Source organism: Nostoc sp. NMS2, assembly GCF_017115105.1.
Classification (GTDB): Bacteria; Cyanobacteriota; Cyanobacteriia; order Cyanobacteriales; family Nostocaceae; genus Nostoc.
In genome coordinates this window covers 1-24,954 of the sequence record NZ_JABXKH010000018.1, presented here as the reverse complement: position 1 = coordinate 24,954, position 24,954 = coordinate 1, and the positions used below count along the sequence as shown (strand labels likewise).

Sequence of the window (24,954 nt, the reverse complement as noted above, 5' to 3'; positions counted from 1 at the left end):
TTGGAAGAAACACCGGGCGATTGGAAATCGCGGCTACACAAACGAAGTCCGCCTTTCCTTCGGAACGCTACGCGAACGCGGACTCTCTGAAACCCGCGAAGGCGGGTTTGGTTTGTATAGCCCCAGACTTCTAGTCTGAGGGCAATCCGCCAAAAGTGGATGCTCCCGTTACATCTTACCGTGTTGCAGCACTTGTTGTAGATGTTGGCGAATCTCTTGTGCGTGTTCAATATCAGATTGCCGCAATTTTTGGAACAACTCTACACAAGGCTGCGAACCTACTTGTTCTGCATCTTTGATGTAGGTATCGTAAGCTTTTACGGCTTCAGCTTTGTTGTGCAACACAGTGACAAAATCGTATTCTAAGTCGCTAATCGCTGTTTGAGACTGTCCGTTACCTGTATTTGTAGCCATTGCTTGATCCTCTTTTAGAATTTCTAATTAACTTTATACTCACCCTTAAAGAGCGATTCATCTTCCAAAAAGAGTATATTTCAATACGTCGGAAGTACCTTGCAAAAGTAGTTATAGCATTTTAGATTTTAGATTTTAGATGTATCCAAGTTCCTGATACAGCCTCAAGCAAAGGAGTGCAGAGTAGGAAAATACTTTTTCCCTACTCCCTAGTACAGAAGCGATTAATCGCCTCTCTCCTAACTCCCGACTCCCCACTCCCCATTTTCATAACAATTTAGCCAAGCGGTTTATTTTCATCACATTGACGTGAATACTGGAATTCCAAATCATTTTGTCGTTCCCTACCTCCTCTATAGACAACTGGACAAAGCTTAGTGTTAGCGCTCATACAATCCATGTGTGGCGTTTTAGCACAGACTACGAGTAGTCCACCCAGAACAAATAACAAACCACAAATTGCAAGCGTATTAACCCAAGAAATTTCCAGCGCTCCGTGAACTACTATTTCTCGTAGTAGGGATACAATTGTTACCTCAACTGCTACTCCCACAGAAATACTATGCTCTTGCAAGTAGACCATTAATAGTCGAAATAACTCGACTAAAATTAACACAAATAGTATTTTTGCAGTCACGTGTTTATAGTCTAGTGGCTGCGTGAGGGCGATAGCTATCCCCCACAATTGGATCAGCATGACGGCGAATAAACCCAGACACAAGACAATCACAATTAAGTCTTGAAAGGCTTCCATGTTGCGAACAATTGAGTGCCGATCAAGCCAGCGATCGCTAAATAAAAATCGACTTTTCTGGCGCTTTTGCATGTACATTTTATTCCAATCGGGACAAGTTCAGACAACACCAGCGAGTCAACCCAATAGTTTTATGTTATGCAATATTAAGCTTTTGCGCCTCAGCGAGGTTGGTAATTTATCAGTCATTGGTGATTGGTCATTGGTAATTAGTTTTAGACAAAGGACAAAGGACTAATGACAGTTTCTTATTCATTGATTTAATTTTTGTGCTTGTTGCAACAATTTTTCGGCATTTTTCGCCCATTGGGGATTACCCTGAGCGTTGTATAAATCTCTAGCAAATTTGAATACTTGTACTGCATCTCCATATTGCTTTAACTGCATAAAAACTAACCCTGCACCATAATAAGCGTTCGGATAGTTAGAGTTAGCTTCGGCTGATTTTCTAAAAGCCTCTAATCCTTCTTGTAACTTGCTTTGCTGAAACCAAATTGAACCGAGATTATAGTAAGCTTCTGGATATTTCGGATTAATTTTTACTGCCTGATTAAAGGCATCTCTTGCTCGATCGAGTTTGCCTTGTTGGAGATAACACATCCCTATATGGTAAGGAGGTTCTGGTGCATTTTTGCTATATTCTATGGCTTTTTTAAAAGATGCGATCGCTTTCTCACAATCTCCTTGCTGTTCTCGTACTAACCCCAGGTTATAGTGGGCAAACCCTAATTTGGGATCGAGTTCTAGCGATCGCTGTAAATAATCGTTAGCTAACTGTAAATTATTGCCTTCTAACAACGCACCTCCTAAATTAGCAAAAGCTGGAGCAAATTTCGGATCGGCTTGCGTTGCTCGATAAAATGCGTCTGCAGAGGGTTGTAATTGTCCTGTTTGTCGGTATGCTAGCCCTAAATTATAGTACGCTGGTGCTAATGTTGAATCTAACTTGGCTGCTTGTTTAAAGGCTGCGATCGCATCTTGTACTTTTCCCGCCTGAATTGCCTGTAAACCTTGGTTTAGCCAGCCTATGGCTGTTTTACCATTAGATTGTGCCAGCTTTGAAGGAAGAGGGGGAGATGAGGGAGATGAGGGAGTGGGGGAGAGGATGCTACTACCCACTAATATCAAACTTACTAAACTTGCTATGCGATATTTATAGAGTGATAATCTCATGGATTTTCTAAATCGCTACAATTTTCAGTTATACGTACTTCATAAAAAGTTTTGTGTCAACTCCAGTTTTTTACAAAATTTTTTAATTTGGTATTAAACTTTGTGATGCTTAACTTTTCTTAAGATAAATCTTACAACAGGCTACAATTTTTTTAACTTCTGATTAAAGGTAGGATAATAACAAATTAAAGAAGGGATAAGTTTGACTCCAGAGAACAATTTTTTTATCAATATAGAATTCAGGAGTCAGGAGGAGGTAGTGCGGTCTTGGGGTCTCCCCAAGTAGAGCAACTACCGTTCAGAATTCAGGATGAATTCTGTACGACTGGCGAATAAATAAATCGGTTTAAGACGCTCGCGGACTCGCTACTGTCTTGATTCTGAATCCTGAATTCTGTTAGCGGATAGCTAGGGTTTAGCCCGTTCTGGATTCAGAATCAACCCTTGATATATATGGAATCATGCGGTTATAAAAGACTTACCGCAAGGGGGGTTTTATGAACGAAAAAGTAAAATCGGGTTCGCGGAATGTTGCAATTGTCGGGCCTTATTTAAGTGGAAAAACCACTTTACTAGAAAGCTTGTTATTTGTCACAGGGGCAATTTCTCGCAAAGGCAGCATTAAAGACAGCAATACAGTGGGAGATAGTGCTGCCGAGTCGCGCGATCGCCAGATGAGTGTAGAAGTCAGCGCCGCTAGCACTGAGTATAACGACATTCGCTTTACTTTTATTGACTGTCCGGGAAGCGTAGAATTTGCCCAAGAAACGTACAATGCTTTAATTGGAGTGGATGCGGCAATTGTAGTTTGCGAACCCATCCGCGAACGAGTCCTCACCCTCGCTCCTCTATTTAAATTCCTCGACGATTGGGAAATTCCCCATCTCGTCTTCGTCAACAAAATGGATCGGGCAAATATTCACGTTTTAGAAACGTTACACGCCCTCAAAGCAGTATCTAGCCGTCCCCTGGTAGCACATCAATATCCCATCATGAACGGGGAACAACTCATCGGCTTTATCGATATGGTGAGCGAACAGGCATATCAATATCATCCAGGCGCACCTGCTGACCCTATTCCCTTCCCCGAAAATTTAAAAGAAGAAGAACATGAAGCACGGGCAGAAATGCTCGAAGCCCTAGCAAATTTTGACGACCATTTACTCGAAGAACTTTTAGAAGACATCGAACCACCCCAAGAGGAAATCCTTAAAGATTTAAAAATGGAATTAGGGGCAGATTTAGTAGTGCCCGTTTTTTTTGGTGTGGCAGAACAAGATTATGGTGTTAGACCTCTATTAGAAGCCTTGTTACGGGAAGCACCCGAACCAGAAACCACAGCAGAACGTCGTTTAAAAAACTTAAAAGGTGATAAACCTCTAGCGCAGGTATTAAAAACCTACTACACTCCTCAAGGTGGCAAACTCTCTCTCGTACGTGTTTGGCGGGGCAAATTAACTGATGGCATTGTCCTCAATGGCATTCGCACTGGTGGAATTTACCGCCTCATGGGACAACAACAGCAGTTTGTTAACCAAGTTAATGCTGGTGAAATTGTTGCATTGAGCCGTTTAGAAGGAATCAAGACAGGCGATACAATCTCGACAGAACAGCAGTCTGCAATAGAATTACCCAAAGCTGCACAGTTGGAACCGGTGTATGCCCTCGCCATTACACCAGAAAAGCGCAACGATGAAGTAAAACTTAGCAGTGCCATCACCAAGTTATTAGAAGAAGACTGTTCACTTGCTTGGGAACAACACGGCGATACTCACGAAGTAATCCTGTGGGGTCAAGGTGAGATTCATTTACAAGTCACCTTAGATAGACTGCGCCGCAAATATAACTTGCCGATGACAACTCATTTACCGCAAGTGCCTTACAAAGAAACCATTCGCAAAACAGTAGCTTCAGTTCATGGGCGCTACAAACACCAAAGCGGTGGTCATGGACAGTTTGGTGATGTTTTTCTCGATATCAAGCCTTTACCACGCGGTACAGGTTTCAACTTTAATGAAACCATTGTCGGCGGCGTGGTTCCCAAACAGTACATTCCTGGGGTGGAAATGGGCGTGCGGGAATTTTTAACACATGGGCCTTTGGGCTTCCCAATAGTGGATTTGGCGGTAACTCTGACTAATGGTTCGTATCACAACGTTGATAGTTCCGAACAAGCCTTTAAACAAGCTGCGCGATTAGCAATGCAAACGGGGATACCCCAAGCAGAACCTACCCTTTTAGAACCAATTCTGCGCGTAGAAGTGACTACACCGAGCGAATTTACCTCCAAAGTGCTGCAACTGTTGAGTGGTAGACGGGGGCAAATTTTAGGCTATGAAGGGAAAAACGATTGGCAAGGCTGGGATAATGTCTCTGCATACTTGCCACAAGCAGAGATGCAAAACTTTATTGTAGAGCTGCGATCGCTTACTCTCGGCGTTGGTTCTTTTCACTGGGAATATGACCATCTCCAGGAAGTGCCGGAAAAACTTGCTGAACGTGTCATTCACAGCAATGGCAATAGTGGTAATGGCAACGGCAAGTAATTTTGGATTTGTCTGAAATCAAAGCCCTGCACTTAAATATGCGGGGCTTTTATTAATGAATATTTAATACGCTTTGGAAGTGCTGTTGAAATGCTAATCCTTCCTTACCCCAACGTTTTTGGAATTTTTGTAGATTTTCCAATTTTATTGCTTTTCCAAATGGAGGAAAATAAATGGAACAATCAAATACTTTATAGTTTTCTGGAGGATGCTCCCAATCATTCGTCATCCAAACTACTTGGACAAGACGATAAATATTAAATTCCTCTCCCGCATTTCCATCAGAATAAAGTTGCTTATTCAGCATTTTAACAACGTGCGTTACTTTGCTACGTTGCCTTAAAATCATCAGTTCACCTTCTTGCGGAGTCTTGGCATTTATTTCATCTTTATTTTTTAAATTTCTCCAATGTAAAGCAAAAATCTTTAATTCTGGATGTATAGTAAGTATGCTTTGATAAGCCCAACGTTCACCATCTATAGGTTTTACGTTTTTAGTCCAAATTAATCCATTTAAATCCATAACTATTTCTCAATCTTGTTCTAATAAAGAAGCAACAGTTATACTTTTCCCTAAAATATCGCTAAAATAACAAAACTTGTTTTTATTCTTACTGTTTATCCTAACAATCTGGGATGCCATGAAGAGTACTGAGTTAAAAGGGGTATCAACCTTCTCAATGACAAAAGAAAGAGTTCCGCTCACAATAAGCAGGGTAAATACCTAAGTACAACAGTACATTCACTTCAAATAAAGGAAGTATCAAGCACTCAGTACTTAGCTTTATGAATTAATTCTGCAAAATTATAGCTTGCCGCCCTTGAGGGGAAGTTTCATAAAAGCATCTGGGAATTATGTGATTAAGTATATCCGTCTTAACCACACAGAAAAACTCATGGGCTTTATAATCTCTCTTCTAACTAGCCTGATTGCAATTCTCGTTTATCTCAATACAGGTAGGATATCTGGCGAAAAGTCACGTTTAGCAATACGCACAATTACGATATTGATTAGCAGTATTGCAATACTGAATTCTATTTCTAGGCTTTTGGTGATTGTCCCACCAGGCAATATTGGTGTCGTCAACTTATTTGGTGAGGTTTCCGAAAGTACTCTTAATCCTGGTGTCCACTTGTTGAACCCCTTTAACAAAGTGCTGAATTTTTCCACTCGCATTAAAGATGTGAAGGAAAACATAGATGTAACAACTCAAGAAGGTTTGAGTCTAAATCTTGATGTCAGTCTTCAGTACAAGCTCGATCCCCAGAAAGCAGCTACAGTATATAAAACCATTGGAACTGATGAAACACAACTGGTAATTTCCAGATTCCGCTCTACCGTTCGCGCTATCACGGCAAACTACCCAGCCAGTGCTATTTACTCTACCAAACGCCAAGAAATCGCCCAAAAAATTGACCAACAACTCACCCAGGAGATACCCGCTTTGGGTTTCATCGTTGAGGAAGCTCTTTTACGAAACGTCAAAATGCCTGATACTTTACAAGCTGCAATTCAAAACAAACTCAAGACAGAGCAAGAAAACCAGCAGATGAAATTTGTTTTAGAGAAAGAGCGTCAAGAGGCAGAACGAAAGCGTATTGAAGCTCAAGGCATAGCTGATTCTCAAAAAATTATCTCTGGTGGACTTACCAACCAAGTGCTACAATTACGAGCGATTGAAGCCACAGAAAAGCTAGCTCAATCTAATAATTCTAAACTTGTAATTATTGGTTCTGAAAAAGGTGGAGCGCCTATTTTGATCCAACCAGAAGCAGGAACTTCAAAGCCCTAAAATTTTCTGATTAGCGATCGCTCCGGCGTTGCTTCCTTCTACATATCTCTCTTTCGGCTTTCCACCTTGCTGCTGGTTGAATGATACAGTATGAGCGTTGCTAGAAACTGATGACTATGAGCGGCGAGATTGTCGAAAAACTCAAGGAAGCTAGTACTGGCTTATTAATGATGAGCGAGTCGGATTACCCTTTTGAGGTTGTTCTGTGGGAGGGTGCAGCACCTGCAACACAGGAGAAAATATTACAGTTAACAGGTTCTCAAAACCTGCCAGTCGAAGTAGTAGACTTGGACTATCTCTTTCGTAATTGTGCATTTGAGCAAGAGTGGCACGATGAATTACAGAAAAAAGATGTTAAAAGATTTCAAACACTTGTCCAGACATTAAAAGATAATCTTAGTGACATCAGCGTTTATCGTGTTGGACAAATAAATATTGACGCTTATATTATCGGACAAACTCAAAACGGTGACTTAGCTGGATTAGTGACAAAACTGGTTGAAACTTAGTAAGCAGTTTGAAAAATTCTTTAAATAAAAGCCTAGCTATCTGTGCAGCTAGGCTTTCTGGTTTTTAAAATTATCCCAACTTATAAATTATCGACTTGCGCTTCTATGACAGACTGAATAGATGTGGAAACTTGTGAGAGAAAATTGTATCCAGTTAGGGATTCTAATGAGTCAACGCTAACCCGATAGTTTCTCCAATTCGCTGTTCGCACCCCTTGGGTGTTGGGAATATTGACAGCAATGACTCTCGTGCTGGTTGTCACACCCGCCAGACCTGAACCTGGAGTATTCAATACAACAATAATTTTCCAGGTTCTGTTAGGAACTTGAACCCGTCCGTTAGCTATTGTATAGAACGTTCCGTTAGAACCAGTACCACCCATACCATATCCACCAGATATGATGTAGAGTTCTTTACCCTGTCCTACTAAAGTTCTGGCATAATCTTCTAAGCTTGCCCAAATTCCCTGATTGTTATCTGGAGCTTGAGCAATCATATTACTCATCAAAAAGGTGGCAGAATTATTAGTAACATTACTAGTCCTGTCAGCACTAGGTGTCATGTGACCACGATCAAACCCACTTCCACTAAAATCGGTAGATTGAACTTGATAACACCCAGAAGGAAGTGTTGTATCAGCCCGAAAAGTATCTTGCCTTGGTGTGCTACCTAACCAACTACTATTTAACTGCCAAGACACCCAATTTGGTCTACCTATTGAGCAGTTGTAACCAATTACATATTGTGGTTTTACCAACAAGTAGTTATTTTGGCTAGAAGTTCCAGCGTTGCTAGGGTTGCCAAGGGTTAGATGAACACTTACTGATGACTGGGCTGGTACAATCTGTGCTAACCCAATTATGAATAAAACCACCGTCACAAATGGCAGTAGAAACTTGAAAATCTTGATTTTTTTCACGTTTTTGTACTTTTAAGGACAAAAACAGTGTCCAAGTTCTTCGTTTCAATATCAAGTATTCAGTGATACAAAACAAATATTTTTTAATGGTAAATATGTAGTGACAAAATAGCCGAAAATCTTTATTTGGCAAGAGTTAACAATCAAAAAACCTACTTTCGTGATGAGCGATGGCTTAAAATTTTGCATCTCTACACCAAGATTTATACATCTAATCAGTAATCCCAATCTTTTTTGTTGAATAAAATTTTATTCATGCGATAAATTAGGGCGATGCCTGCGGTGAAAAGCTACGCACTGTATCGCCTTAATATTTAATTTTATGGTTGTAACGGTGGCTATTTAATTTGCTGAAAATTCTCAATTGTGAGATATATTTCTTCATCAGCTATCTGACTGTTGTAATCTATCTCAATTTTGGTTGGATAGCCGAGTTTAGGGCTGTAACTCACATTCAGGCTGTAGGCTTGACGGTTGATAGCGTCTTGAATCACATTAAACAGCTTAGGAATTGTTTTGTAGTTTTGAAAGAATTCTGGATTAACTGCTTTACCTGTAGCTACAGAAGTGATGGAAGTTGTTTGACCATTACGTACTTCAATAACTACTGGCCCCCTAGCGTCGGGTATACAAAAGCAACTATTGCTAAATGTATAACGATAGTTGGAAATATTTTGCTGATTCCACAAATAGCGATTAAATTTTAATCGCCTTAAATCTAAGTTATTATTTTTCGTTGGCGATTGTGCTATCTCTATGGGAGATTTGGACATTACTGGTAGGTTAAGACCGAAAGATAGCAATAATCCGGCACTGATAATGATAGGTAAGCGCATATCAATTTACTTAATTTCAAGAGTATTATATACATTAATTCATGTACCTGTTTAAATAGACTTTATCTTTTGATTAAAATCCATCAGTGGATAGCCAAGATAAAATAACAAATTTATTCTTCCCACAGCGATCGCTTGTACATTAATTCTACAGAAATCGGTGCGATCGCAGATGTGCGAAAATATTTTCTCTATGCTGTAAAATCTTTACTATAAAAAACAGATTTTTTGTTTAAAGCATGAATGGATCACAAATTTGGTATATTGTCAAGCATTCTGCTGGTAATTGTGAAATCGTCCCCAGCGACAAAGTTGACGACGATAATTTAGAGATTATAGAACAGTGGGGGCCTTTTACTTCAGAAGGAGAAGCGATCGCTCGGCGTGTCGGACTTATTAGGGCTGGAAAGTGCCAACCAGTTTAAGTTAGGAGTTAGAAATATGGTTTTTATTTCTAAATCCTTACTACTCACCGAATTTTAGATTTTAAATTTTGGATAATGGAATTGAAGATTCAAAATCCCAAATTTAAAAAGGTCTGAACGCGAATTTATGTTGAGCGGAGTCGAAACACAGCGTCTCCAAGAGTTGCCCCCGAATTGAAACGCGAGAATAAATCTAAAATCCAAAATCGTTCGACTGAGCGTAGTCGTTCGCGTAGCGTTCCGCAGGAAAGTCTAAAATTAATTGACAAGCTCCTGACTTGATTGCTTGGGTAAATCTAAAATCCAAAACTTGTACTGAGCGACTTGTGCCGAGCGAAGTCGAGGTAAGTCGAAGTATCCAAAATCCAAAATCCAAAATTGTTTGACTCCTAACTTTGTCCATTCATTTTTCTGCTGTAGCTGTGCCCTTGGCAGCAATTTTTTTACCTATCACTTCCACTGCTTTAGCGAATTGTGGGTCTTGTAGGGTAGCGAGTTTATCGCGTTCATGGAGCCATAATTCCTGCATCTGCTCTTTGGTCAACTCTACCTTCACATCTGGATTAATACCTTTGTGATTAATGTCTGTACCATTAGGGGTATAGTAATGAGCAATTGTTACCGCCAATCCTGAGCCATCTTCTAAAGGACGTACCGATTGCACTAGTCCCTTACCAAAGGTTTGAGTACCAACCAAAGTAGCACGCTTGTTGTCCTTCAAAGCTCCTGAAAGGATTTCACTTGCACTAGCGGAACCTTTATCTACCAGCACCACCAAAGGTTTATTCGTCAAGGCGCGTCCGTTTGCCTCTTCTTTTTCTGCCTCTCCTTGGCGTTCAACGGTGGAGACAATTTTACCTTTATTTATCCACATCCGGGCAATGTCTACACTGGAGAACAGTAAGCCACCAGGATTGCCACGTAGATCCAGAATATATCCAGCTACCTTTTTGCTTTCTAAATCCCTGATAGCTATTTGCATTTCTTTACCAGCATTAGCACTGAACTGGTTCAGGCGAATGTAGCCAAGATTACCTGCTGGAGTTTGCTTTTGGGAATATTTTACTGGATGAATTTCAATCCGCGCCCGTTTGATGTCAAATTGTTTTGTCTGACCATCGCGCAGAATTGTTAGGCTAACTTGCGTTCCGGCTTCACCTCGAATCAGGGACACTGCTTGATTAGTATCCATCCCCTTGGTGTTTTTGTTGTCGATTTTGAGGATGACATCTTTTGCCAAAACGCCAGCTTTAAATGCTGGTGTGTCTTCGATTGGCGCAATTACAACCAATTGCTTCGTTTTTTCATCTTGACTAATAGTGATCCCAATCCCTATCAATTCGCCAGAAGTGTCCACTTGCATATTTTTGAATTCTGCTGGATCCATAAACCGGGTGTATGGGTCTTCCAGCTTTTTCAACATTTCCCGAATAGACTTATACGCTTCCTGGGGATTACTGTAGGACTTGTTTAAGTACTCCTTACGAACAGCCTGCCAATCTACCTGATTAAAAGTACCATCTACATATTGGCGCTGAACAATTTGCCAAACTTCATCTACTATTTCTTTGGGACTTGCTTTAAATAAAGCCTGACCTCGGGAGTGAATGCCAAGGCTAGTAACTGCGATCGTGGAGAGTGTCACCGCCGTAGCACCCAAAACAAGCATCCTTTTTGTAATCACCATAATGACAGCTGCGTCAGAGGGAAAATATATAGTCAGTATGCTCAATCTAACACAGGCTTCTACTGTACAGACCGAGTATGTATTCTTAATTTAAACAAAATACTTGACAATCTGGCGGAATTGGGGAGCAGGGGGCAGGGGGCAGGGGGCAGGGGGCAGGGGGCAAGGGAGAGAATACAAAATTACATCTTTCTCCTCTGCACCCTTCCCCCTGCCCTTCTTCCCCCTTACGGTTCTACCCAGCGTTCATCGGCCTTAATGAGGTTAATTAATTCCTCTACACCTTTGTCTTCTGGGACTTTTTTAATTTCTTCTCGGCCACGATACAAGGAAATGTAACCAGGTGTTTTGCCAACATAGCCATAGTCGGCATCTGCCATTTCGCCGGGGCCATTGACAATGCAACCCATAACTGCTATGTCTAACCCAGTCAGGTGTTTAGTGGCTTCTCGGACTTTGTGCAACACTTCTTCTAAGTTAAACAAAGTGCGCCCACAAGAAGGACAAGCGACGTATTCCACCATTGTTTTTCGCAATCCCAACGCTTGGAGAATGCTGTAACAGACGGGAATCTCTTTTTCTGGTGCTTCTGTCAGTGAGACGCGAATTGTATCGCCAATGCCATCAGCAAGTAAGGTAGCAATACCAGCCGTAGATTTAATTCGCCCATATTCGCCATCACCGGCTTCGGTAACGCCTAAATGTAGCGGATAATCCATACCCAGTTCATCCATGCGCTTGGCGATGAGGCGATAGGCGGCTAGCATCACAGGTACTCGTGAGGCTTTCATGGAAATTACCAAGTTGCGAAAATCTAAGGATTCACAGATGCGAATGAATTCTATGGCAGATTCCACCATTCCTTCTGGGGTGTCACCGTAGGTAAATAGCATCCTCTCAGCTAGGGAACCGTGATTTACCCCAATTCGCATTGATTTACCTTGATCTCGCAAAGAAACTACTAAAGGTTCTAGAGTTTCGCGGATTTTATCGCCAATTTCGTCAAATTCGGATTTAGTATACTCGGTTCGATTGACGTTGGGCTTTTCAAAAACATACAACCCCGGATTAATCCGCACTTTTTCTATGTGCTTGGAGACTTCCAGGGCGATTTTTAACCCATTATGATGGACATCAGCCACAATTGGCACGTCTTGGTAAGTTTTTATTAATTTTTGTTTAATTTCTGCTAAAGCTTTAGCATGAGCCATACTCGGCACTGTGACACGGACAATTTCGCAGCCAATTTCGTGCAGACGACGAATACCAGCGACGGAACCATTAATATCAAGAGTGTCTTCGTTAATCATTGACTGCACTACAACGGGGTAGCCACCGCCAATGGTGACATTTCCTACCTTGACGGGACGGGTTTTACGCCGCTTGATAGTTGTATCAAAGATAGGTTGACTGGATGTAGTATTTGAAGTATCTATTATGGGCAGAGTTTGCATAACCTGATTAGGTAAATTTGCAGTAGCTAAAAATATCAGATTTGATAATCTCTGTTTCCCAGATTGCCACAGCTGGTGGCTCTTTTGGACGATTATTTAGAAAAAATTGGAGAATGAGTTAGGTAAAGAATTAAAAACTCTTTTAACGTAACGCGGAAGTCCCCACCCTCAACTCTTATTAGAGTAGGGATACGGCGGGGTAGTTCACCTAAGTAACGTTAGTGAGGTTTTGGCCGGCTGCGAGAAACTGATAGTTGCGGCCATTTACGGCTTACCGAAGCGATCGCGATCGTGCAGTTCGTCAAAATCGATGATTGGCCCCTTCGGTACAATTCGATTTGGATTAATCTCGGTCATACTCATGTAATAGCCGCATTTAATATAGTCTAGATTGCACGTCGCTTTGAATTGCTGACGCTGATATAGATCCTTTAGATAATTCCAGAGGTTCGGATAGTCGAGAATTCGCCGCAAGTTACACTTAAAGTGACCGTGATACACTGAGTCGAAGCGATATAGCGTTGCAAACATACAAATATCGGCTTCAGTGAGTTGAACGCCACACAAATAGCGCTGCTTGCTCAGAACGGTTTCCCAACGATCTAAACTCTCAAAGAGTTCAGTTACCGCATTTTCGTAGGCTGCTTGTGAAGTCGCAAAACCAGATCGATATACACCAGCATTGATTGGCATATAAATTGCATCGATCGTTTCATCAATCTTCTGTTGGAGGTTGCGTGGGTATAAGTCTACTTTCTGTGTCGCCAATTCCCCAAACTCTACGTCAAGCATCCGCATGATTTCACGAGATTCATTGTTGACGATAGTTTGAGTTTGCCGATCCCACAACACCGGAACAGTGACTCGCCCTGTATATTTGGGAGCGGCTTTCAGATAAATCTCTGACAAATATTGAGCATGACTCACCGAGTCATCTATGGCTCCTAATGGTGCAGAAAATCTCCAGCCCAAGTCGCCTAGAATCAGATCGGCAATAGAGACTGAAATGGCATCATTCAACCCTTTGAGTTCTCGCATAATTAAGGTGCGATGCGCCCACGGACACCCCAAGGAAACGTAGAGGTGATAGCGTCCGGCTTCTGCCTTAAACCCACTGGAACCATCGGCGGTGACGCGATCGCGAAAGGTTGTTGGTATCTCATGGAACTCACCGTTTTGATTCTGCTTATTCTCATCGGTCATCCATTTACCTGCAACCATCATTCTTGATGCCATAATTCTCTCCTAATGGTGATGGAGTAATTGTGCCTTTGCTAGTTTGGTTAATTCGATAAAATGACCTTGATAGTACCCTCAAGGGTACTATTAAATACGTTTTTTCATTGATATCGTAGCTTTTAGGTACAGCGATGGAGGCAATATTTCCTCTAGCTGGCATTAAAAATTACAGGTTCAACAAAAAATGATTATGAATTCACTCAAGAAGTCTGTGCGCTTGACCAAGATTTTAGCATTTGCTCTATCATTTCTGATTTTCTGTTTCTCTACAGAGGCGATCGCAGCGCCAAGCACTCTTGCTACCTTAATTATCACGGAAAAAGCGGCAATTACTGAAGGCAAGTTCAGTATCGACACAACAACAACTCCTTTGCCAGCTACAACAGTTATTCGCTCTGCTAAACTTTTTTTACCGGTTGGTGAAACTGGAACAATCAATAAGATTAAAATTACCGGCCCAAATGGACTTGAATTTGGTTGTCAAGATATTAAGGTGAAGAACGGTGTTGATTTAATTAAAGCTTGTGGTGGCCCTGCTGTTTTAGAAGCTGGAGGAGCAATTACTTATGTAGCTGAAGGAAGTAATTTTGCACCCAAACTTAACACTAAGTTAAAAGTGGTTTTATCGGATGAGTTTTAAACACCAGTTTTAACCTGAATTACAACCAAAATTCGTTAACTAAACTGTATTGGGGTAAAGGTTTTTTCTTTACCCCTTCCCCTTTTCACCAAAACCCGACAAGTATCGCAACACTACTTTTTGGTAGTTGCTGAATTCAGGCATGAAAATGATTTTGCGTGATTTCAAAACCCGTGTAGAGACGTTGCTGAATTATTTGGTGTACCCATACGAGTAGATAGCTATGCTTGATGTTTCAGTTTCTATTTGCTTATGGGTCAATATCATAACAGATAAACACTATGTAGTTAGTAACATAAAATTTTCTTGATAACTTTGATGAATTGGTTGATTCCGATTTTTTAAAAAATTACTATTGCGGTTTTTCAGCACTGCTTGAATTTCTGCAATGATAGCGATCGCTATTTCTTCTGGTGTCTCTGCACCGATATCAATACCAACAGGACTATACAATCTATTTAATTGTTCGCTAGTAGAAACTATCCCTTTTATGGATAAATCTTGAAGCAATCTTTCTGTGCGATGCTTTGGCCCTAAAACGCCAATGTAACGTGCAGGAGATGGTAGCATCATCTTTAAAATTTCTAGATCGTCAAGATAATTATGCGTCATCACTATAGCTATTGTTTGAACATCTATAAAAATCTGTTTATGTATAATCTCTCGATGGCTAAGGATCACATCACAAGGTAGAGGAAATCGCGCTCTAGTTGTCTCATTAGCTCGACAATCAACTACAGTAAGATCCCAACCTAATGCTTGAGCAAACTGTGCTATAGGTACAGCATCATAGCCTGCACCAAATATTATTAAAGGTGTAGGTGGTTGAATGACTTCGATGAAAACTTCTGCACTACCTAAAGGTAACTGATAGTTGTTTACTCTTGACTTTTGATTAACAAATGCTTGAGTATCTGCACTCAGAGATTGAATTAAATTTGGATCTTTAATGTCAGTGATAATTTTACCGTTTGGATACAGCAGTAAGCGCGACCCAAGTTTCACATCTACCTCGCCTTCAAAAGCAAAGACTGTTGCAATAATACCCAGATGTTTTTTATTAAAGCACTCTTGTGTAAAAGCGATCGCATTGGGTGTGCTTTCTCTCTCAAGCCGTTCGATGAGAACTTGTACTATGCCATTGCACCCCAAACCAAAACCCCAAAGAATATCTTCAGAGGCGGTGTGATCGTAAGTAACAAGAATTGGTTTGCCATCTGACATTTGTTGTTGAGTATACTCAAATACGTCGTTCTCTAAGCAACCAGCGCTAATTGTTCCGATCATCCGACCTGTATTTGTCATCAGCATTTTAGCACCCGGTCGGCGATAGGTTGAACCTTGAGTTTTAACTACAGTGGCAAGGAAAGCGATTTCACCACTTTTTTGACTGGATTCAAAGCCTTCTAAGATTGCTTGTAATTCGTTCATTTGATTGCTTATTTTTCTATTTATAGTAGTTTTGAAGCTTGGGCAGATAGTGGCTAGAACTATTTGTGAAAGTCAATTTTTTAACGAACTGCTTGAGGGTTAAATTTTATTTAAACGCAAAGGAACGCAAAGGGAAGCGCAGAGTCACGCAGAGAATTCGCTACAAATTAATGAAATGTTGTACTAAGTTCAATTAATGCGTTCTTCTGCAATGCTAATGCGTCCCTCTGCAATGCCAATGCGTCCTTCTGCAATGTCAATGCGTTCCTCTGCAATGTTAATGCGTCCCTCTGCAATGCCAATGCGTCCTTCTGCAATGCCAATGCGTCCCTCTGCATTTAAGAAACGCTACAATTTTAACGAAGCATTCTAGGAGCGGAACCACGAGTGGCATCCAGTCCTGATGATACACGAGGTAGAGAGATTGTTTTGCCTGTTTGTGCAGCTTCGTAAATCAAGGCTAAAGGCGGGCAAGATGCCCACCCCACAAGATTGGGTAATTTATTTGTTGGAAGTCCCTTACGGTGTGCTGGTTGGTGTTGGGGTGCTAGTGGGGGTGCTAGTTGGGGTACTAGTTGAAGTTCCACCGGGATTAACAAGGGAACGAACCTGTTCTAAGTGTTCTTGGAGGGTTGGAAGCACTTGAGCCGCAAATGCTTTCACATCTGGATCTTGTCCCTGTTGAGCTTCAGTTTGAAATGCTGCGACATCCTTTTCATGATCTTGAAGCATCTGATTTAGATACTGGCGATCAAAGTTAGTACCAGAAAGCTTGGATAAACGCTGCTTGACTTGCTGATTTTTGCTGCCGGTTGGCAGTGTGACACCTTTTTGAGTTGCTAACTGTTTGAGTTGCTCGTTCACCTGGGTGTGATCTTCAACCATTCGCTGTCCATATTGTTTGACTGCATTGCTAGTTCCACGTTGTGACGCAAGTTGTCCTAATTGGACTTCTGCTAAACCACCTTGAGCTGCTTCAGTGATAAATTGTCTGTCTGAAGAACTGAGGTTATTTTGCCCTGATGCAGTTGGTGACACAGTTGGGGAAGCAGTTGGAGATGGACTTTCAGTTGCTTGCACAGACTGAGCGGCTGGAGCTTCCGATGTATTTTGGTCACGGGGAGTAGTTGGTGTGCAACCAGTCGCCACAGATAAAGCGATCGCTACTAAAGCAGTAGAAAATATTTTAAAGTTGGACATAATCAATGCTCTCCTTAAATAAAACTGGATTTTGAAACCCGGAACTGTCGCAATCGGATAGTTGGGTGCGATAGTTACGATCATCTCCAGATTTGCTTCAATAATTTGCATTTATGATTCAACAGTTACTTATGCTTCTAACTCCAAAGCTTTGATCGACACCGATACATTTTCTTGCATAAAAACAGTTAAACATAGAATTGACATTTACCCCAGATAAGCTGGATTCATCGCTGTACTATCATTTTGGGTTGTGGTTTTATATCGTTCATACTGTCCTTTAGCTGCTGCCTCACGGGTACGCGCTAACAGGGCTGTAACTCGTGCCCGATCCATTGGCTTAAACGTGCGGACTGCCTCAAACGCCTGATCTAAAATTTCCATACTATCGATGCCAGTAATTACAACTGAAGTTGGCAAATTCATTGCGTAGTGCAGGCACTCGATTGCACTAACGGTGTTACTTCTGAGAATGTAAGACTCCCCGATCGATTTCATTCCCAGTACGCCAATGTTATTTTTGACTAACACAGGTAAAACCTGCTGTTCAAAACTTCTAAAATGGGCATCCATTACATTTAAGGGCATCTGTACAGTGTCGAAACGGAAACCATTTTGTGTGGCAGTTTCTAACATCTGAAGATGAATCAGGGGATTTTTGTGTCCTGTGAAGCCGATATAGCGAATTTTGCCCGCTTTCTGCGCCTCAACAACTGCTTCCATTGAGCCGCCAGGAGCAAAGACGCGATCGGGGTCTTCAAAGCGTAGTATTTCATGATGCTGCATTAAATCAATGTGATCGACTTGCAAATCTTTGAGCGATTCATCAATTTGCATTTTGGCAGCGCTTTTACTACGACCATCGATTTTTGTCATTAAAAAGACTTTTTGGCGATAACCATTTTTAAGAGCATTTCCCATCCACCGATGGCTACGTCCGTTGTGATAGTCCCAAGAGTTATCCATAAAGTTGATGCCGCGATCGATCGCACTGCGGATCAGCTTGATACTTTCTTGCTCTTCTTTAATACTTCCAATATGAAACCCACCCAAGCCAATTACAGATACTTGTTCTCCGGTGCGTCCGAGGTTGCGATACAACATTTCGCCGCGTCGATTTGGAGTGGCTGAATTTTGGGTTAGCAGTTGAGTCTTTTCATCAATAGGTTCTATTTGGGCAAGGAGCGGCTGCAAAAATCCTTCGGAAACTGCAACTGCTGCTACTAATCCCGAAGCGGAAGCAGTTTTTAACAAGCTGCGTCTACTAATTTCCATAATTGTCTCCTACAAGCAACAACAGGAATGAGCCGAATAGTATCACGGCAATTAGGCACAGAGAATCTAACTAAGGTGTGTTTTGAAACTTACTCCGTAAGATGCATTCACAATGCAAGCCGATGCGTTCATGGTGCAAATCGATGCATTCACAATGCAAGCCAATGCGTTCATAATGCAGAGAAATGCATTTGTAATGCAAGCGGATGCATTCACAGTGCAAAGAAATGCGTTTACAATGCAAGTCGATACATTCACAATGCAATGTAGAAATGCGAAATTAGACTGGGCTGGGCTGGAATATTGCGTAGGTTTTGAGTCGATCCCCCCAACCCCCCTTAAAAAGCAGGGCTGAAAATGCCTTATTTTCCCCCTTTTTAAGGCAATACGGTTCAGTTAAGGCTAAAACTCTGGTTCCAAAGTCAATTTTTTAACGAACCGCCAAGACGCAGAGAAGCCAGTGCGTTGGGCGGGTTCCCCGACTTGAAGCAACTGGCGCGACGCAGAGAGAAGAAAGAGAGGCTTAACTGAACTGTATTGCTTTTTAAGGGGGACTAAGGGGGATCTCCAATGACTATGCATCAAAACCCACGCAGTATTGGGCTGGGCTGGGCTACGCTAACGCCCCGCTACATTATTATTCACCAAATATCTATTTAAAAAATTTATCTTACTGGTAGTTTTTGAGTTGCAATGGGTACGTTAAATGTACATCATACTACTTATACATCTATGACTTGCCCGATTAGCAGAGTGGGAATTTCATAATGCTGTATTAGCGATGAAAGAAGTCGTGCGCGGGCAATATGGTTCAGATAGCGATCAAGCCCAAGCGGTGGGACTGAAGAAAAAATCAGACCGCAAACGTCCTTCTCGTAAAAAGGTAGTTGCGATGGCGTAACCGCCCGATGGAAGCGATCGCCGGTTAAGGGGACTTCTAACTAAAAAAATATCCTATCGCTTTGGCGGGCAGGGGAGCAGGGGAGCAGGGGGGCAGGGGGAGATGAGGGAAATGAGGGAGCAGGGGGACAAGGGGGACAAGGAGGAATTATTAAACAAGTCTCTCCCTTGTCTCCCCCCTCTTCCTTGTCTCCCTTGTCTCTTCTTCATGCCCAATGCCCAATACTTCGACTTCGCTCAGTACAAGTGCCCAATGACAAATGACAAATGACAAATGCCTAAAGCAATTTATCTAATGTAATTGGCAAATCACGAACGCGCTTACCTGTGGCATGATAAACAGCGTTAGCGATCGCCGCAGCTGTGCCGGTAATGCCAATTTCACCAATTCCCTTGACACCAAGGGGGTTGATATGTGGATCGTGTTCATCGACAAACAACACCTCAATATCAGGAACATCTGCATTCACTGGTACGTGATACTCAGCTAAATCATGGTTGACAATGCGTCCTAGATTCGGGTCTATAACTGTATGTTCCATTAGCGCCATCCCAATACCGTAGACAATCCCACCGATGAGTTGACTGTTGGCTGTTTTAGCGTTGAGGATGCGTCCAACACCAAAGCTGCCCACCCAGCGCGTGACTCGCACTTCCCCGGAATCAGGGTTAACGCGGACTTCGGCAAATTGCGATCCAAATGCGTGCATTGAGAACTTTTTTTCTTCGTCTCCAGGCTTGGCATCTGCACGCGCTTCGATCGTTTTCATTCCATGTCGTGCCAAGATTGCTTGATATGTTTCGGTTGCTGAGGATTTATTTTTTAAGAAAAAGCTGCCATCTTGGGCAATCACATCTTCGGCTTTTGAACTATAAAGTGGCGATTTTTGATCGGTAAGTGCTAGTTGCAAAAGTTTACTACGAGCTTGATTTCCCGCTAAATGTACAGCCGAACTTACACTCGCTGCTGTTTGCGAACCGCCGGAAATGGGAGTTTTTGGCATCTTAGTATCGCCTAGTTCAAAGCGAACTTTCTCAACTGGTAGACCAAGTGCTTCAGCTGCAACCTGAGTCATGACAGTATAAGTTCCCGTACCAATATCTTGAGAACCGCTTTGCACAACGGCTGTACCGTCTGCCATAATTTGAGCGATCGCTGATGCCGGAGAACGATTGGTAGGATAAGTAGCCGTTGCCATACCCCAACCAATCAAATAGTTGCCGTCTCGCATCGAACGGGGTTGAGGATTGCGTTTTTGCCAGCCAAACTTTTCTGCTCCTGTCTTGTAGCACTGTCTGAGTGACTTGCTCGACCAAGGCAGTCCTTTACTAGGATCGACATCAGCGTGGTTACGCAGACGCAGTTCCACTGGATCGATCTTGAGCGCATAAGCCAGTTCGTCCATTGCCGATTCTAAGGCGAACGATCCAGAAGCTTCACCTGGCGCACGCATGTAGGTTGGTGTTCCTTGATCTAGCTGAACCAGACGATGGCTAGTTTCAATATTCGGGCAAGCGTAAATCATGCGGGCGCTCTTACCAACAGGTTCAATGAATTCATCAAAAGTTGAAGTCTGGGAAGTGCCAGTGTGTCGGAGTGCAGTTAATTTTCCTTCGCGGGTAGCACCTAAAGAAACTTGTTGAATTGTCTCTGGTCGGAAGCCGACAGGCCCATACATTTGTATCCGTCCCAGAACTAATTTTACTGGACGATTTACCTGCCGGGCTGCGATCGCTGCTAGAAGTACATGCGACCAAGTTGACCCTTTGCAACCGAAGCCTCCGCCCACAAAGTAAGACATAATGCGGATTTTCTCAGGCTTAATTCCTAATACCTCCGCAACTTTTTGTTGAGCCGAAAATATTCCCTGAGTTGCGTCATACAACAGCAGTTGATCGCCTTGCCAAACTGCTGTTGTGGCATGAGGCTCCATCGGATTGTGATTTTCTACTGGAGTGGCATAGGTTTGCTCGACGCGCACAGCAGCAGTCGCTAGTCCCTGCTTGACATTGCCTTGAGATGAATCGGGCGGCTCCTCTCCAGGGATTTTACCTTTAGGCAAGTATGCCTTAGCGAGGTTATCCCGCATATTGATGGTGGGTTTCTCTTCGTCATAGCGGACTTGTACTAGCGAGGCAGCATACATCGCCCGTTCAAAGGTATCAGCAACGACGACACCAATATGCTGACCGCTATAAAGCACAATGTTATCTTGCAGCACTTGCACCTTATGACCGCCACCCTTTTCTCCAGAAGCTTTGGGCGCGTTGAGATAGGTAATAACTGCTAATACACCTGGTACTTGCTCTGCTGCCTTTGTATCGATTTTGGCAATCTTACCTTTAGCGATCGCACTTTGAATTGTGACTCCATAAGTCATTTTTGCGACTGGAAACTCTGCTGCATAGCGGGCACCACCCGTCACCTTTAGATGGCCATCAACTCGATTGAGTGGTTTGCCGACAACTGTATTTGTATTCCCTGCATTCATGCCATCCCTCCTACTGTTGTCAGCGCCTTAATAATGGTACGTTTAGCCAGTTCGACCTTAAACCCGTTGTATTTTTGAGGTTTAGCTCCAGCAACAGCAGCATTTGCTGCTGCTTGAAATGCTGCCTGGTTTGCTGGCTGATTCAAAAGCGCTTTTTCTGCATCGTAGGCACGCCAGGGCTTTGTCCCTACCCCACCAAGGGCAATGCGGGCCGAGCGAATGATACCATTTTGAATATCTAGCACTGCTGCCACTGATGTCATTGCAAAAGCATAAGAGGCGCGATCGCGGACTTTCAAATAGTGCGATCGGCTTGCATTGGGTGAAGCAGGTAAGTCAACAGCAACAATTAACTCTCCATGTTGGAGAACTGTTTCCCGTTCTGGTGTCTCTCCAGGGACAAGATGAAAATCTACAAGTGGAATACTCCGCTCTCCATTGGTTCCCCGTGTTTGCACAACCGCATCAAGTGCCACCATTGCCACCGCCATATCAGAAGGATGAGTGGCAATACAGCGATCGCTACCGCCGAGAATCGCGTGAATCCGATTGTAACCCTCAATTGCCGCACAACCTGAACCGGGAACACGCTTGTTACAGGGCATTGAAGTGTCGCGGAAGTAGTAGCAACGGGTACGTTGTAGCAAATTTCCGCCCACCGTTGCCATGTTTCGCAGTTGCGGTGATGCCCCAGACAACAACGCTTCTGACAGTACAGGGTAACGCTTTTGAATTATTGCATCATAAGCAACGTCGCTATTGCGTGCCATTGCTCCAATCCGTAGATTGTTACTTTGCATTTCTATCTTGCTTAGTGGGAGTGGGTTAATATCAACCAACTCTCTTGGCGTTTGCACATTCAACTTCATCAAATCGATAAGGCTAGTACCACCAGCAAGATACGAGGCTTCGGCATCTGGAGCCACCAATGCCACGGCATTTTCCGCTTGTCGCGCTTTTTTATAGTTAAACGGCTGCATCTTTTTTTCCTTCTAAGACATCGCGGACAGCAGCCACGATATTTGGATAAGCACCGCAACGGCAGATATTGCCGCTCATCAATTCCCGAATGTCAGCATCTGACTTAGCGTGTCCTTCGTTGACTAAACTCACCGCCGAACAAATTTGTCCCGGTGTGCAATAACCGCACTGAAATGCGTCGCGGGCAAGAAATGCGGCCTGCATCGGGTGCAGATTGTCCCCTTGCGCCAGACCTTCAATAGTCGTAATGGCAGCGTCTGTGTGCATGACGGCAAAAGTCAGACAGGAGTTAATTCGCTGTCCATCAACAAGCACCGTACAAGCACCGCATTGACCGTGGTCACAACCTTTTTTACTACCAGTTAGCCCTATGTATTCACGAAGTGCATCAAGTAAGGTAACACGCGGTTCAATTTGCAAACTATGTTTTGTTCCGTTCACCTGTAACGTCACCTTCATAGTTTCAGATATCGAATTTTTCAGCATGGGGGTAGTTTTTTTTGCCGGAGTTTGTGCCACAGTTTTCTCCACAAAACTACTGAGGGTAGCCGCTACTGTACTGACGAGCATCAATTTACCCAATTTACGCCGTCTTAGCCGAAACTTCATCTTTTTACTCCATTCCGCTTTTGTTGAGTAATAATATTCAATGAAAAGGAGTCAGAATCCAGAATAATGCCTCCGGCACGCTCCGCGAACAGAATTCAGAATACCCCATGCCTGAAGTCAGGGGTTTTGCTAAGGAAAGAATTTTTTCTTTTCCCCAGGGGAGACGCTAAGAGCGAACACGCGCGTTTTAAATCGGGGGCTTTAAACCTCGATTCTCCATCCAGTCGCACAGAATCCATTCTGGATTCTGGCTCCTGAATTCTGAATTCTTCTTCGGTAATTCTTCTGGCTTAAATTCTTATAAAAGCCATTATTTCCTTATAAGTATTGACCTCAAAATAACATTGTTAACACAATACAATTTCATCTTGTTCTCGTCTCTCTATCAGAAGATTTATGCCATAAGTATCATTTATAGTTATCATCCTGTTCTGGAACTAAAAATATTTTTATTTATTTGCTGTATAAATAATTGGAGGTTAGGGTTGATGAGAGCATTACTACTCAACCTATCACATCCGAAATCGTACTTTGCTCAAAGAATAATTCGGTGAATGTGCGTAAATCCTAATATAAAATCGAAAAGCTGAAATTATGAACACCCAAACAATAACCCAACTACCAATTCCCCCACACTTTAACCCCGATAAAGTAGGAGAGGTCTGGCGTGTACCTTACCAACAAATCGCCGCAGCATCTGAAGCTTGGGTAAAACAACACGACATCAAACCAGCATCTTCAGACACAAACCGTATTTGCCTATTGTTAATTGATGTTCAAAATACTTTTTGCATCCCAAACTTTGAATTATTTGTAGGTGGAAAATCTGGGAATGAGGCAGTGAATGATAACGTCAGATTGTGTGAGTTTATCTATCGTAACTTGGGAGTGATTACAAAAATTGTACCTACTCTAGATACCCACACAGCAACACAAATCTTCCATCCCATCTTTTGGGTGAATGCTGCCGGAGAACATCCTACCCCAGCAGCGACTAACATCACCTTAACAGACATTGAACAAGGTATTTGGAAGGTTAACCCAGCAGTTGCTGACAGTGTTACTAATGGGAATTATGAATTATTAGAAAAACACGCTTATCATTACGTCAGAAAACTCAGTCAAGATGGTAAATATCCCCTGACAATTTGGCCTTATCATTCTATGTTGGGCGGTATTGGTCATGCTTTAGTTTCATCGGTAGAAGAAGCAATATTTTTCCACAGCATTGCTCGTCAAAGCCAAACACAATTTGAAATCAAGGGTGAGAATCCTTTAACAGAAAACTATTCGATCTTACGTCCAGAGGTGTTGGAAGATTTTGAACAACGTCCACTTGGCCAAAAAAACACCCGTTTGATTAAGCAACTTTTAGAATTTGATACTGTTATTATCGGTGGTCAAGCTAAAAGTCATTGCGTCGCCTGGACAATCGACGATTTATTAACAGAAATTAAACTGGTAGATGCAACCCTGGCGAAAAAAATCTATCTGCTGGAAGATGCCACTTCCCCCGTTGTTGTCCCCGGTGTTGTGGACTATACAGAACAAGCAGATGCAGCATTTAAAAGGTTTGCAGAGGCAGGAATGCATCTCGTAAAATCTAGCGAATTTGGGAATTGGGCATGAAGAAGAGACAAGGGAGACAAGGAAGAGGGGGGAGACAAGGAAGAGAC

General features: G+C 42.5%; 23 protein-coding genes. 7 read left to right on the top strand and 16 right to left on the bottom strand.

Going from position 1 to position 24,954, the window contains the following annotated elements:
• Positions 1–168 precede the first annotated feature (168 nt).
• From HWQ36_RS01240 to HWQ36_RS01230, 3 genes are all read right to left on the bottom strand, one after another.
• Positions 169–414 (bottom strand): hypothetical protein, encoded by a 246-nt coding sequence (locus HWQ36_RS01240; RefSeq protein WP_190960961.1) that lies wholly within the window; start codon positions 412–414, stop codon positions 169–171.
• A gap of 277 nt (positions 415–691) precedes the next feature.
• Complete coding sequence (locus tag HWQ36_RS01235) at positions 692–1,246, bottom strand: phosphate-starvation-inducible PsiE family protein (protein ID WP_185580504.1); 555 nt, start codon at positions 1,244–1,246, stop codon at positions 692–694.
• Between the two features lie 174 nt (positions 1,247–1,420).
• On the bottom strand, positions 1,421–2,341 hold the full coding sequence (locus HWQ36_RS01230) for a tetratricopeptide repeat protein (RefSeq protein WP_292697253.1): 921 nt from the start codon (positions 2,339–2,341) through the stop codon (positions 1,421–1,423).
• 497 nt (positions 2,342–2,838) lie between these two features.
• Between HWQ36_RS01230 and HWQ36_RS01225 the strand changes: the two genes are divergently transcribed.
• Positions 2,839–4,887, top strand: coding sequence for an elongation factor G (locus HWQ36_RS01225; RefSeq protein ID WP_292697251.1), 2,049 nt, complete (start codon positions 2,839–2,841; stop codon positions 4,885–4,887).
• Positions 4,888–4,939: 52 nt separating this feature from the next.
• On the opposite strand, the gene HWQ36_RS01220 is transcribed toward HWQ36_RS01225, so the two are convergent.
• On the bottom strand, positions 4,940–5,410 hold the full coding sequence (locus tag HWQ36_RS01220) for a hypothetical protein (RefSeq protein ID WP_292697249.1): 471 nt from the start codon (positions 5,408–5,410) through the stop codon (positions 4,940–4,942).
• Positions 5,411–5,783: 373 nt separating this feature from the next.
• On the opposite strand from HWQ36_RS01220, the gene HWQ36_RS01215 reads away from it, so the two are divergent.
• Positions 5,784–6,680 carry an SPFH domain-containing protein gene (locus HWQ36_RS01215; RefSeq protein WP_292697247.1) on the top strand — a complete coding sequence of 299 codons (897 nt, stop codon included), beginning with the start codon at positions 5,784–5,786 and terminating at the stop codon, positions 6,678–6,680.
• Between the two features lie 116 nt (positions 6,681–6,796).
• On the top strand, positions 6,797–7,189 hold the full coding sequence (locus tag HWQ36_RS01210) for a nuclease A inhibitor family protein (RefSeq protein WP_292697258.1): 393 nt from the start codon (positions 6,797–6,799) through the stop codon (positions 7,187–7,189).
• A gap of 80 nt (positions 7,190–7,269) precedes the next feature.
• On the opposite strand, the gene HWQ36_RS01205 is transcribed toward HWQ36_RS01210, so the two are convergent.
• The gene (locus HWQ36_RS01205) at positions 7,270–8,109 is read right to left on the bottom strand and encodes a DNA/RNA non-specific endonuclease (protein WP_292697245.1); all 840 of its coding nucleotides are present in this window, start codon (positions 8,107–8,109) and stop codon (positions 7,270–7,272) included.
• A 338-nt stretch (positions 8,110–8,447) separates the two neighbouring features.
• A complete protein-coding gene (locus HWQ36_RS01200) occupies positions 8,448–8,945 on the bottom strand; it encodes a DUF6174 domain-containing protein (protein ID WP_292697243.1) in 498 nt (165 codons plus the stop codon).
• 239 nt (positions 8,946–9,184) lie between these two features.
• Between HWQ36_RS01200 and HWQ36_RS01195 the strand changes: the two genes are divergently transcribed.
• Complete coding sequence (locus tag HWQ36_RS01195; RefSeq protein WP_292697241.1) at positions 9,185–9,370, top strand: DDE transposase family protein; 186 nt, start codon at positions 9,185–9,187, stop codon at positions 9,368–9,370.
• Positions 9,371–9,563: 193 nt separating this feature from the next.
• Here HWQ36_RS01195 and HWQ36_RS01190 read toward each other — a convergent pair whose 3' ends face one another.
• The 4 genes from HWQ36_RS01190 to HWQ36_RS01175 form a co-directional block, all read right to left on the bottom strand.
• Positions 9,564–9,773, bottom strand: a complete 210-nt coding sequence (locus tag HWQ36_RS01190; protein WP_292697239.1) for a hypothetical protein — start codon at positions 9,771–9,773, stop codon at positions 9,564–9,566.
• Positions 9,774–11,057, bottom strand: coding sequence for a carboxyl-terminal processing protease CtpC (ctpC, locus tag HWQ36_RS01185; RefSeq protein ID WP_292697238.1), 1,284 nt, complete (start codon positions 11,055–11,057; stop codon positions 9,774–9,776).
• A 227-nt stretch (positions 11,058–11,284) separates the two neighbouring features.
• Positions 11,285–12,511 carry a (E)-4-hydroxy-3-methylbut-2-enyl-diphosphate synthase gene (gene ispG, locus HWQ36_RS01180; protein ID WP_292697236.1) on the bottom strand — a complete coding sequence of 409 codons (1,227 nt, stop codon included), beginning with the start codon at positions 12,509–12,511 and terminating at the stop codon, positions 11,285–11,287.
• 264 nt (positions 12,512–12,775) lie between these two features.
• Entirely contained in the window at positions 12,776–13,747 is a 972-nt protein-coding gene (locus tag HWQ36_RS01175) for a glutathione S-transferase family protein (protein ID WP_292697234.1), read from the bottom strand.
• A gap of 193 nt (positions 13,748–13,940) precedes the next feature.
• Between HWQ36_RS01175 and HWQ36_RS01170 the strand changes: the two genes are divergently transcribed.
• Entirely contained in the window at positions 13,941–14,390 is a 450-nt protein-coding gene (locus tag HWQ36_RS01170; protein WP_292697232.1) for a hypothetical protein, read from the top strand.
• Between the two features lie 279 nt (positions 14,391–14,669).
• Here the strand turns inward: HWQ36_RS01170 and HWQ36_RS01165 are convergent, their stop codons facing one another.
• Positions 14,670–15,821, bottom strand: coding sequence for an XdhC/CoxI family protein (locus HWQ36_RS01165; RefSeq protein ID WP_292697231.1), 1,152 nt, complete (start codon positions 15,819–15,821; stop codon positions 14,670–14,672).
• 196 nt (positions 15,822–16,017) lie between these two features.
• Between HWQ36_RS01165 and HWQ36_RS01160 the strand changes: the two genes are divergently transcribed.
• Positions 16,018–16,194, top strand: a complete 177-nt coding sequence (locus tag HWQ36_RS01160) for a hypothetical protein (protein WP_292697229.1) — start codon at positions 16,018–16,020, stop codon at positions 16,192–16,194.
• A 146-nt stretch (positions 16,195–16,340) separates the two neighbouring features.
• Here the strand turns inward: HWQ36_RS01160 and HWQ36_RS01155 are convergent, their stop codons facing one another.
• The 5 genes from HWQ36_RS01155 to HWQ36_RS01135 all read right to left on the bottom strand — a co-directional run bounded on the left by HWQ36_RS01155 (position 16,341) and on the right by HWQ36_RS01135 (position 23,278).
• A complete protein-coding gene (locus tag HWQ36_RS01155; protein ID WP_292697227.1) occupies positions 16,341–17,021 on the bottom strand; it encodes a DUF4142 domain-containing protein in 681 nt (226 codons plus the stop codon).
• A 207-nt stretch (positions 17,022–17,228) separates the two neighbouring features.
• Positions 17,229–18,296 carry an aldo/keto reductase gene (locus tag HWQ36_RS01150; protein WP_292697225.1) on the bottom strand — a complete coding sequence of 356 codons (1,068 nt, stop codon included), beginning with the start codon at positions 18,294–18,296 and terminating at the stop codon, positions 17,229–17,231.
• 1,178 nt (positions 18,297–19,474) lie between these two features.
• Complete coding sequence (locus HWQ36_RS01145; RefSeq protein WP_292697223.1) at positions 19,475–21,688, bottom strand: xanthine dehydrogenase family protein molybdopterin-binding subunit; 2,214 nt, start codon at positions 21,686–21,688, stop codon at positions 19,475–19,477.
• A complete protein-coding gene (locus HWQ36_RS01140; protein WP_292697221.1) occupies positions 21,685–22,668 on the bottom strand; it encodes a xanthine dehydrogenase family protein subunit M in 984 nt (327 codons plus the stop codon). Before HWQ36_RS01140 ends, HWQ36_RS01145 begins: the two co-directional genes overlap by 4 nt.
• On the bottom strand, positions 22,655–23,278 hold the full coding sequence (locus HWQ36_RS01135) for a 2Fe-2S iron-sulfur cluster-binding protein (RefSeq protein ID WP_292697219.1): 624 nt from the start codon (positions 23,276–23,278) through the stop codon (positions 22,655–22,657). Before HWQ36_RS01135 ends, HWQ36_RS01140 begins: the two co-directional genes overlap by 14 nt.
• Before the next feature lie 594 nt (positions 23,279–23,872).
• Between HWQ36_RS01135 and HWQ36_RS01130 the strand changes: the two genes are divergently transcribed.
• Positions 23,873–24,907 carry an isochorismatase gene (locus tag HWQ36_RS01130; protein WP_292697217.1) on the top strand — a complete coding sequence of 345 codons (1,035 nt, stop codon included), beginning with the start codon at positions 23,873–23,875 and terminating at the stop codon, positions 24,905–24,907.
• Positions 24,908–24,954: the final 47 nt, after the last annotated feature.

What these genes read in the sequence shown, in the direction of transcription:
- HWQ36_RS01240 (WP_190960961.1), bottom strand. Translation starts at nt 414, where the DNA reads ATGGCTACAAATACAGGTAACGGACAGTCTCAAACAGCGATTAGCGAC.
- HWQ36_RS01235 (WP_185580504.1), bottom strand. Translation starts at nt 1,246, where the DNA reads ATGTACATGCAAAAGCGCCAGAAAAGTCGATTTTTATTTAGCGATCGC.
- HWQ36_RS01230 (WP_292697253.1), bottom strand. Translation starts at nt 2,341, where the DNA reads ATGAGATTATCACTCTATAAATATCGCATAGCAAGTTTAGTAAGTTTG.
- HWQ36_RS01225 (WP_292697251.1), top strand. Translation starts at nt 2,839, where the DNA reads ATGAACGAAAAAGTAAAATCGGGTTCGCGGAATGTTGCAATTGTCGGG.
- HWQ36_RS01220 (WP_292697249.1), bottom strand. Translation starts at nt 5,410, where the DNA reads ATGGATTTAAATGGATTAATTTGGACTAAAAACGTAAAACCTATAGAT.
- HWQ36_RS01215 (WP_292697247.1), top strand. Translation starts at nt 5,784, where the DNA reads ATGGGCTTTATAATCTCTCTTCTAACTAGCCTGATTGCAATTCTCGTT.
- HWQ36_RS01210 (WP_292697258.1), top strand. Translation starts at nt 6,797, where the DNA reads ATGAGCGGCGAGATTGTCGAAAAACTCAAGGAAGCTAGTACTGGCTTA.
- HWQ36_RS01200 (WP_292697243.1), bottom strand. Translation starts at nt 8,945, where the DNA reads ATGCGCTTACCTATCATTATCAGTGCCGGATTATTGCTATCTTTCGGT.
- HWQ36_RS01195 (WP_292697241.1), top strand. Translation starts at nt 9,185, where the DNA reads ATGAATGGATCACAAATTTGGTATATTGTCAAGCATTCTGCTGGTAAT.
- HWQ36_RS01190 (WP_292697239.1), bottom strand. Translation starts at nt 9,773, where the DNA reads ATGGACAAAGTTAGGAGTCAAACAATTTTGGATTTTGGATTTTGGATA.
- ctpC (WP_292697238.1), bottom strand. Translation starts at nt 11,057, where the DNA reads ATGGTGATTACAAAAAGGATGCTTGTTTTGGGTGCTACGGCGGTGACA.
- ispG (WP_292697236.1), bottom strand. Translation starts at nt 12,511, where the DNA reads ATGCAAACTCTGCCCATAATAGATACTTCAAATACTACATCCAGTCAA.
- HWQ36_RS01175 (WP_292697234.1), bottom strand. Translation starts at nt 13,747, where the DNA reads ATGGCATCAAGAATGATGGTTGCAGGTAAATGGATGACCGATGAGAAT.
- HWQ36_RS01170 (WP_292697232.1), top strand. Translation starts at nt 13,941, where the DNA reads ATGAATTCACTCAAGAAGTCTGTGCGCTTGACCAAGATTTTAGCATTT.
- HWQ36_RS01165 (WP_292697231.1), bottom strand. Translation starts at nt 15,821, where the DNA reads ATGAACGAATTACAAGCAATCTTAGAAGGCTTTGAATCCAGTCAAAAA.
- HWQ36_RS01160 (WP_292697229.1), top strand. Translation starts at nt 16,018, where the DNA reads ATGCGTTCTTCTGCAATGCTAATGCGTCCCTCTGCAATGCCAATGCGT.
- HWQ36_RS01155 (WP_292697227.1), bottom strand. Translation starts at nt 17,021, where the DNA reads ATGTCCAACTTTAAAATATTTTCTACTGCTTTAGTAGCGATCGCTTTA.
- HWQ36_RS01150 (WP_292697225.1), bottom strand. Translation starts at nt 18,296, where the DNA reads ATGGAAATTAGTAGACGCAGCTTGTTAAAAACTGCTTCCGCTTCGGGA.
- HWQ36_RS01145 (WP_292697223.1), bottom strand. Translation starts at nt 21,688, where the DNA reads ATGAATGCAGGGAATACAAATACAGTTGTCGGCAAACCACTCAATCGA.
- HWQ36_RS01140 (WP_292697221.1), bottom strand. Translation starts at nt 22,668, where the DNA reads ATGCAGCCGTTTAACTATAAAAAAGCGCGACAAGCGGAAAATGCCGTG.
- HWQ36_RS01135 (WP_292697219.1), bottom strand. Translation starts at nt 23,278, where the DNA reads ATGAAGTTTCGGCTAAGACGGCGTAAATTGGGTAAATTGATGCTCGTC.
- HWQ36_RS01130 (WP_292697217.1), top strand. Translation starts at nt 23,873, where the DNA reads ATGAACACCCAAACAATAACCCAACTACCAATTCCCCCACACTTTAAC.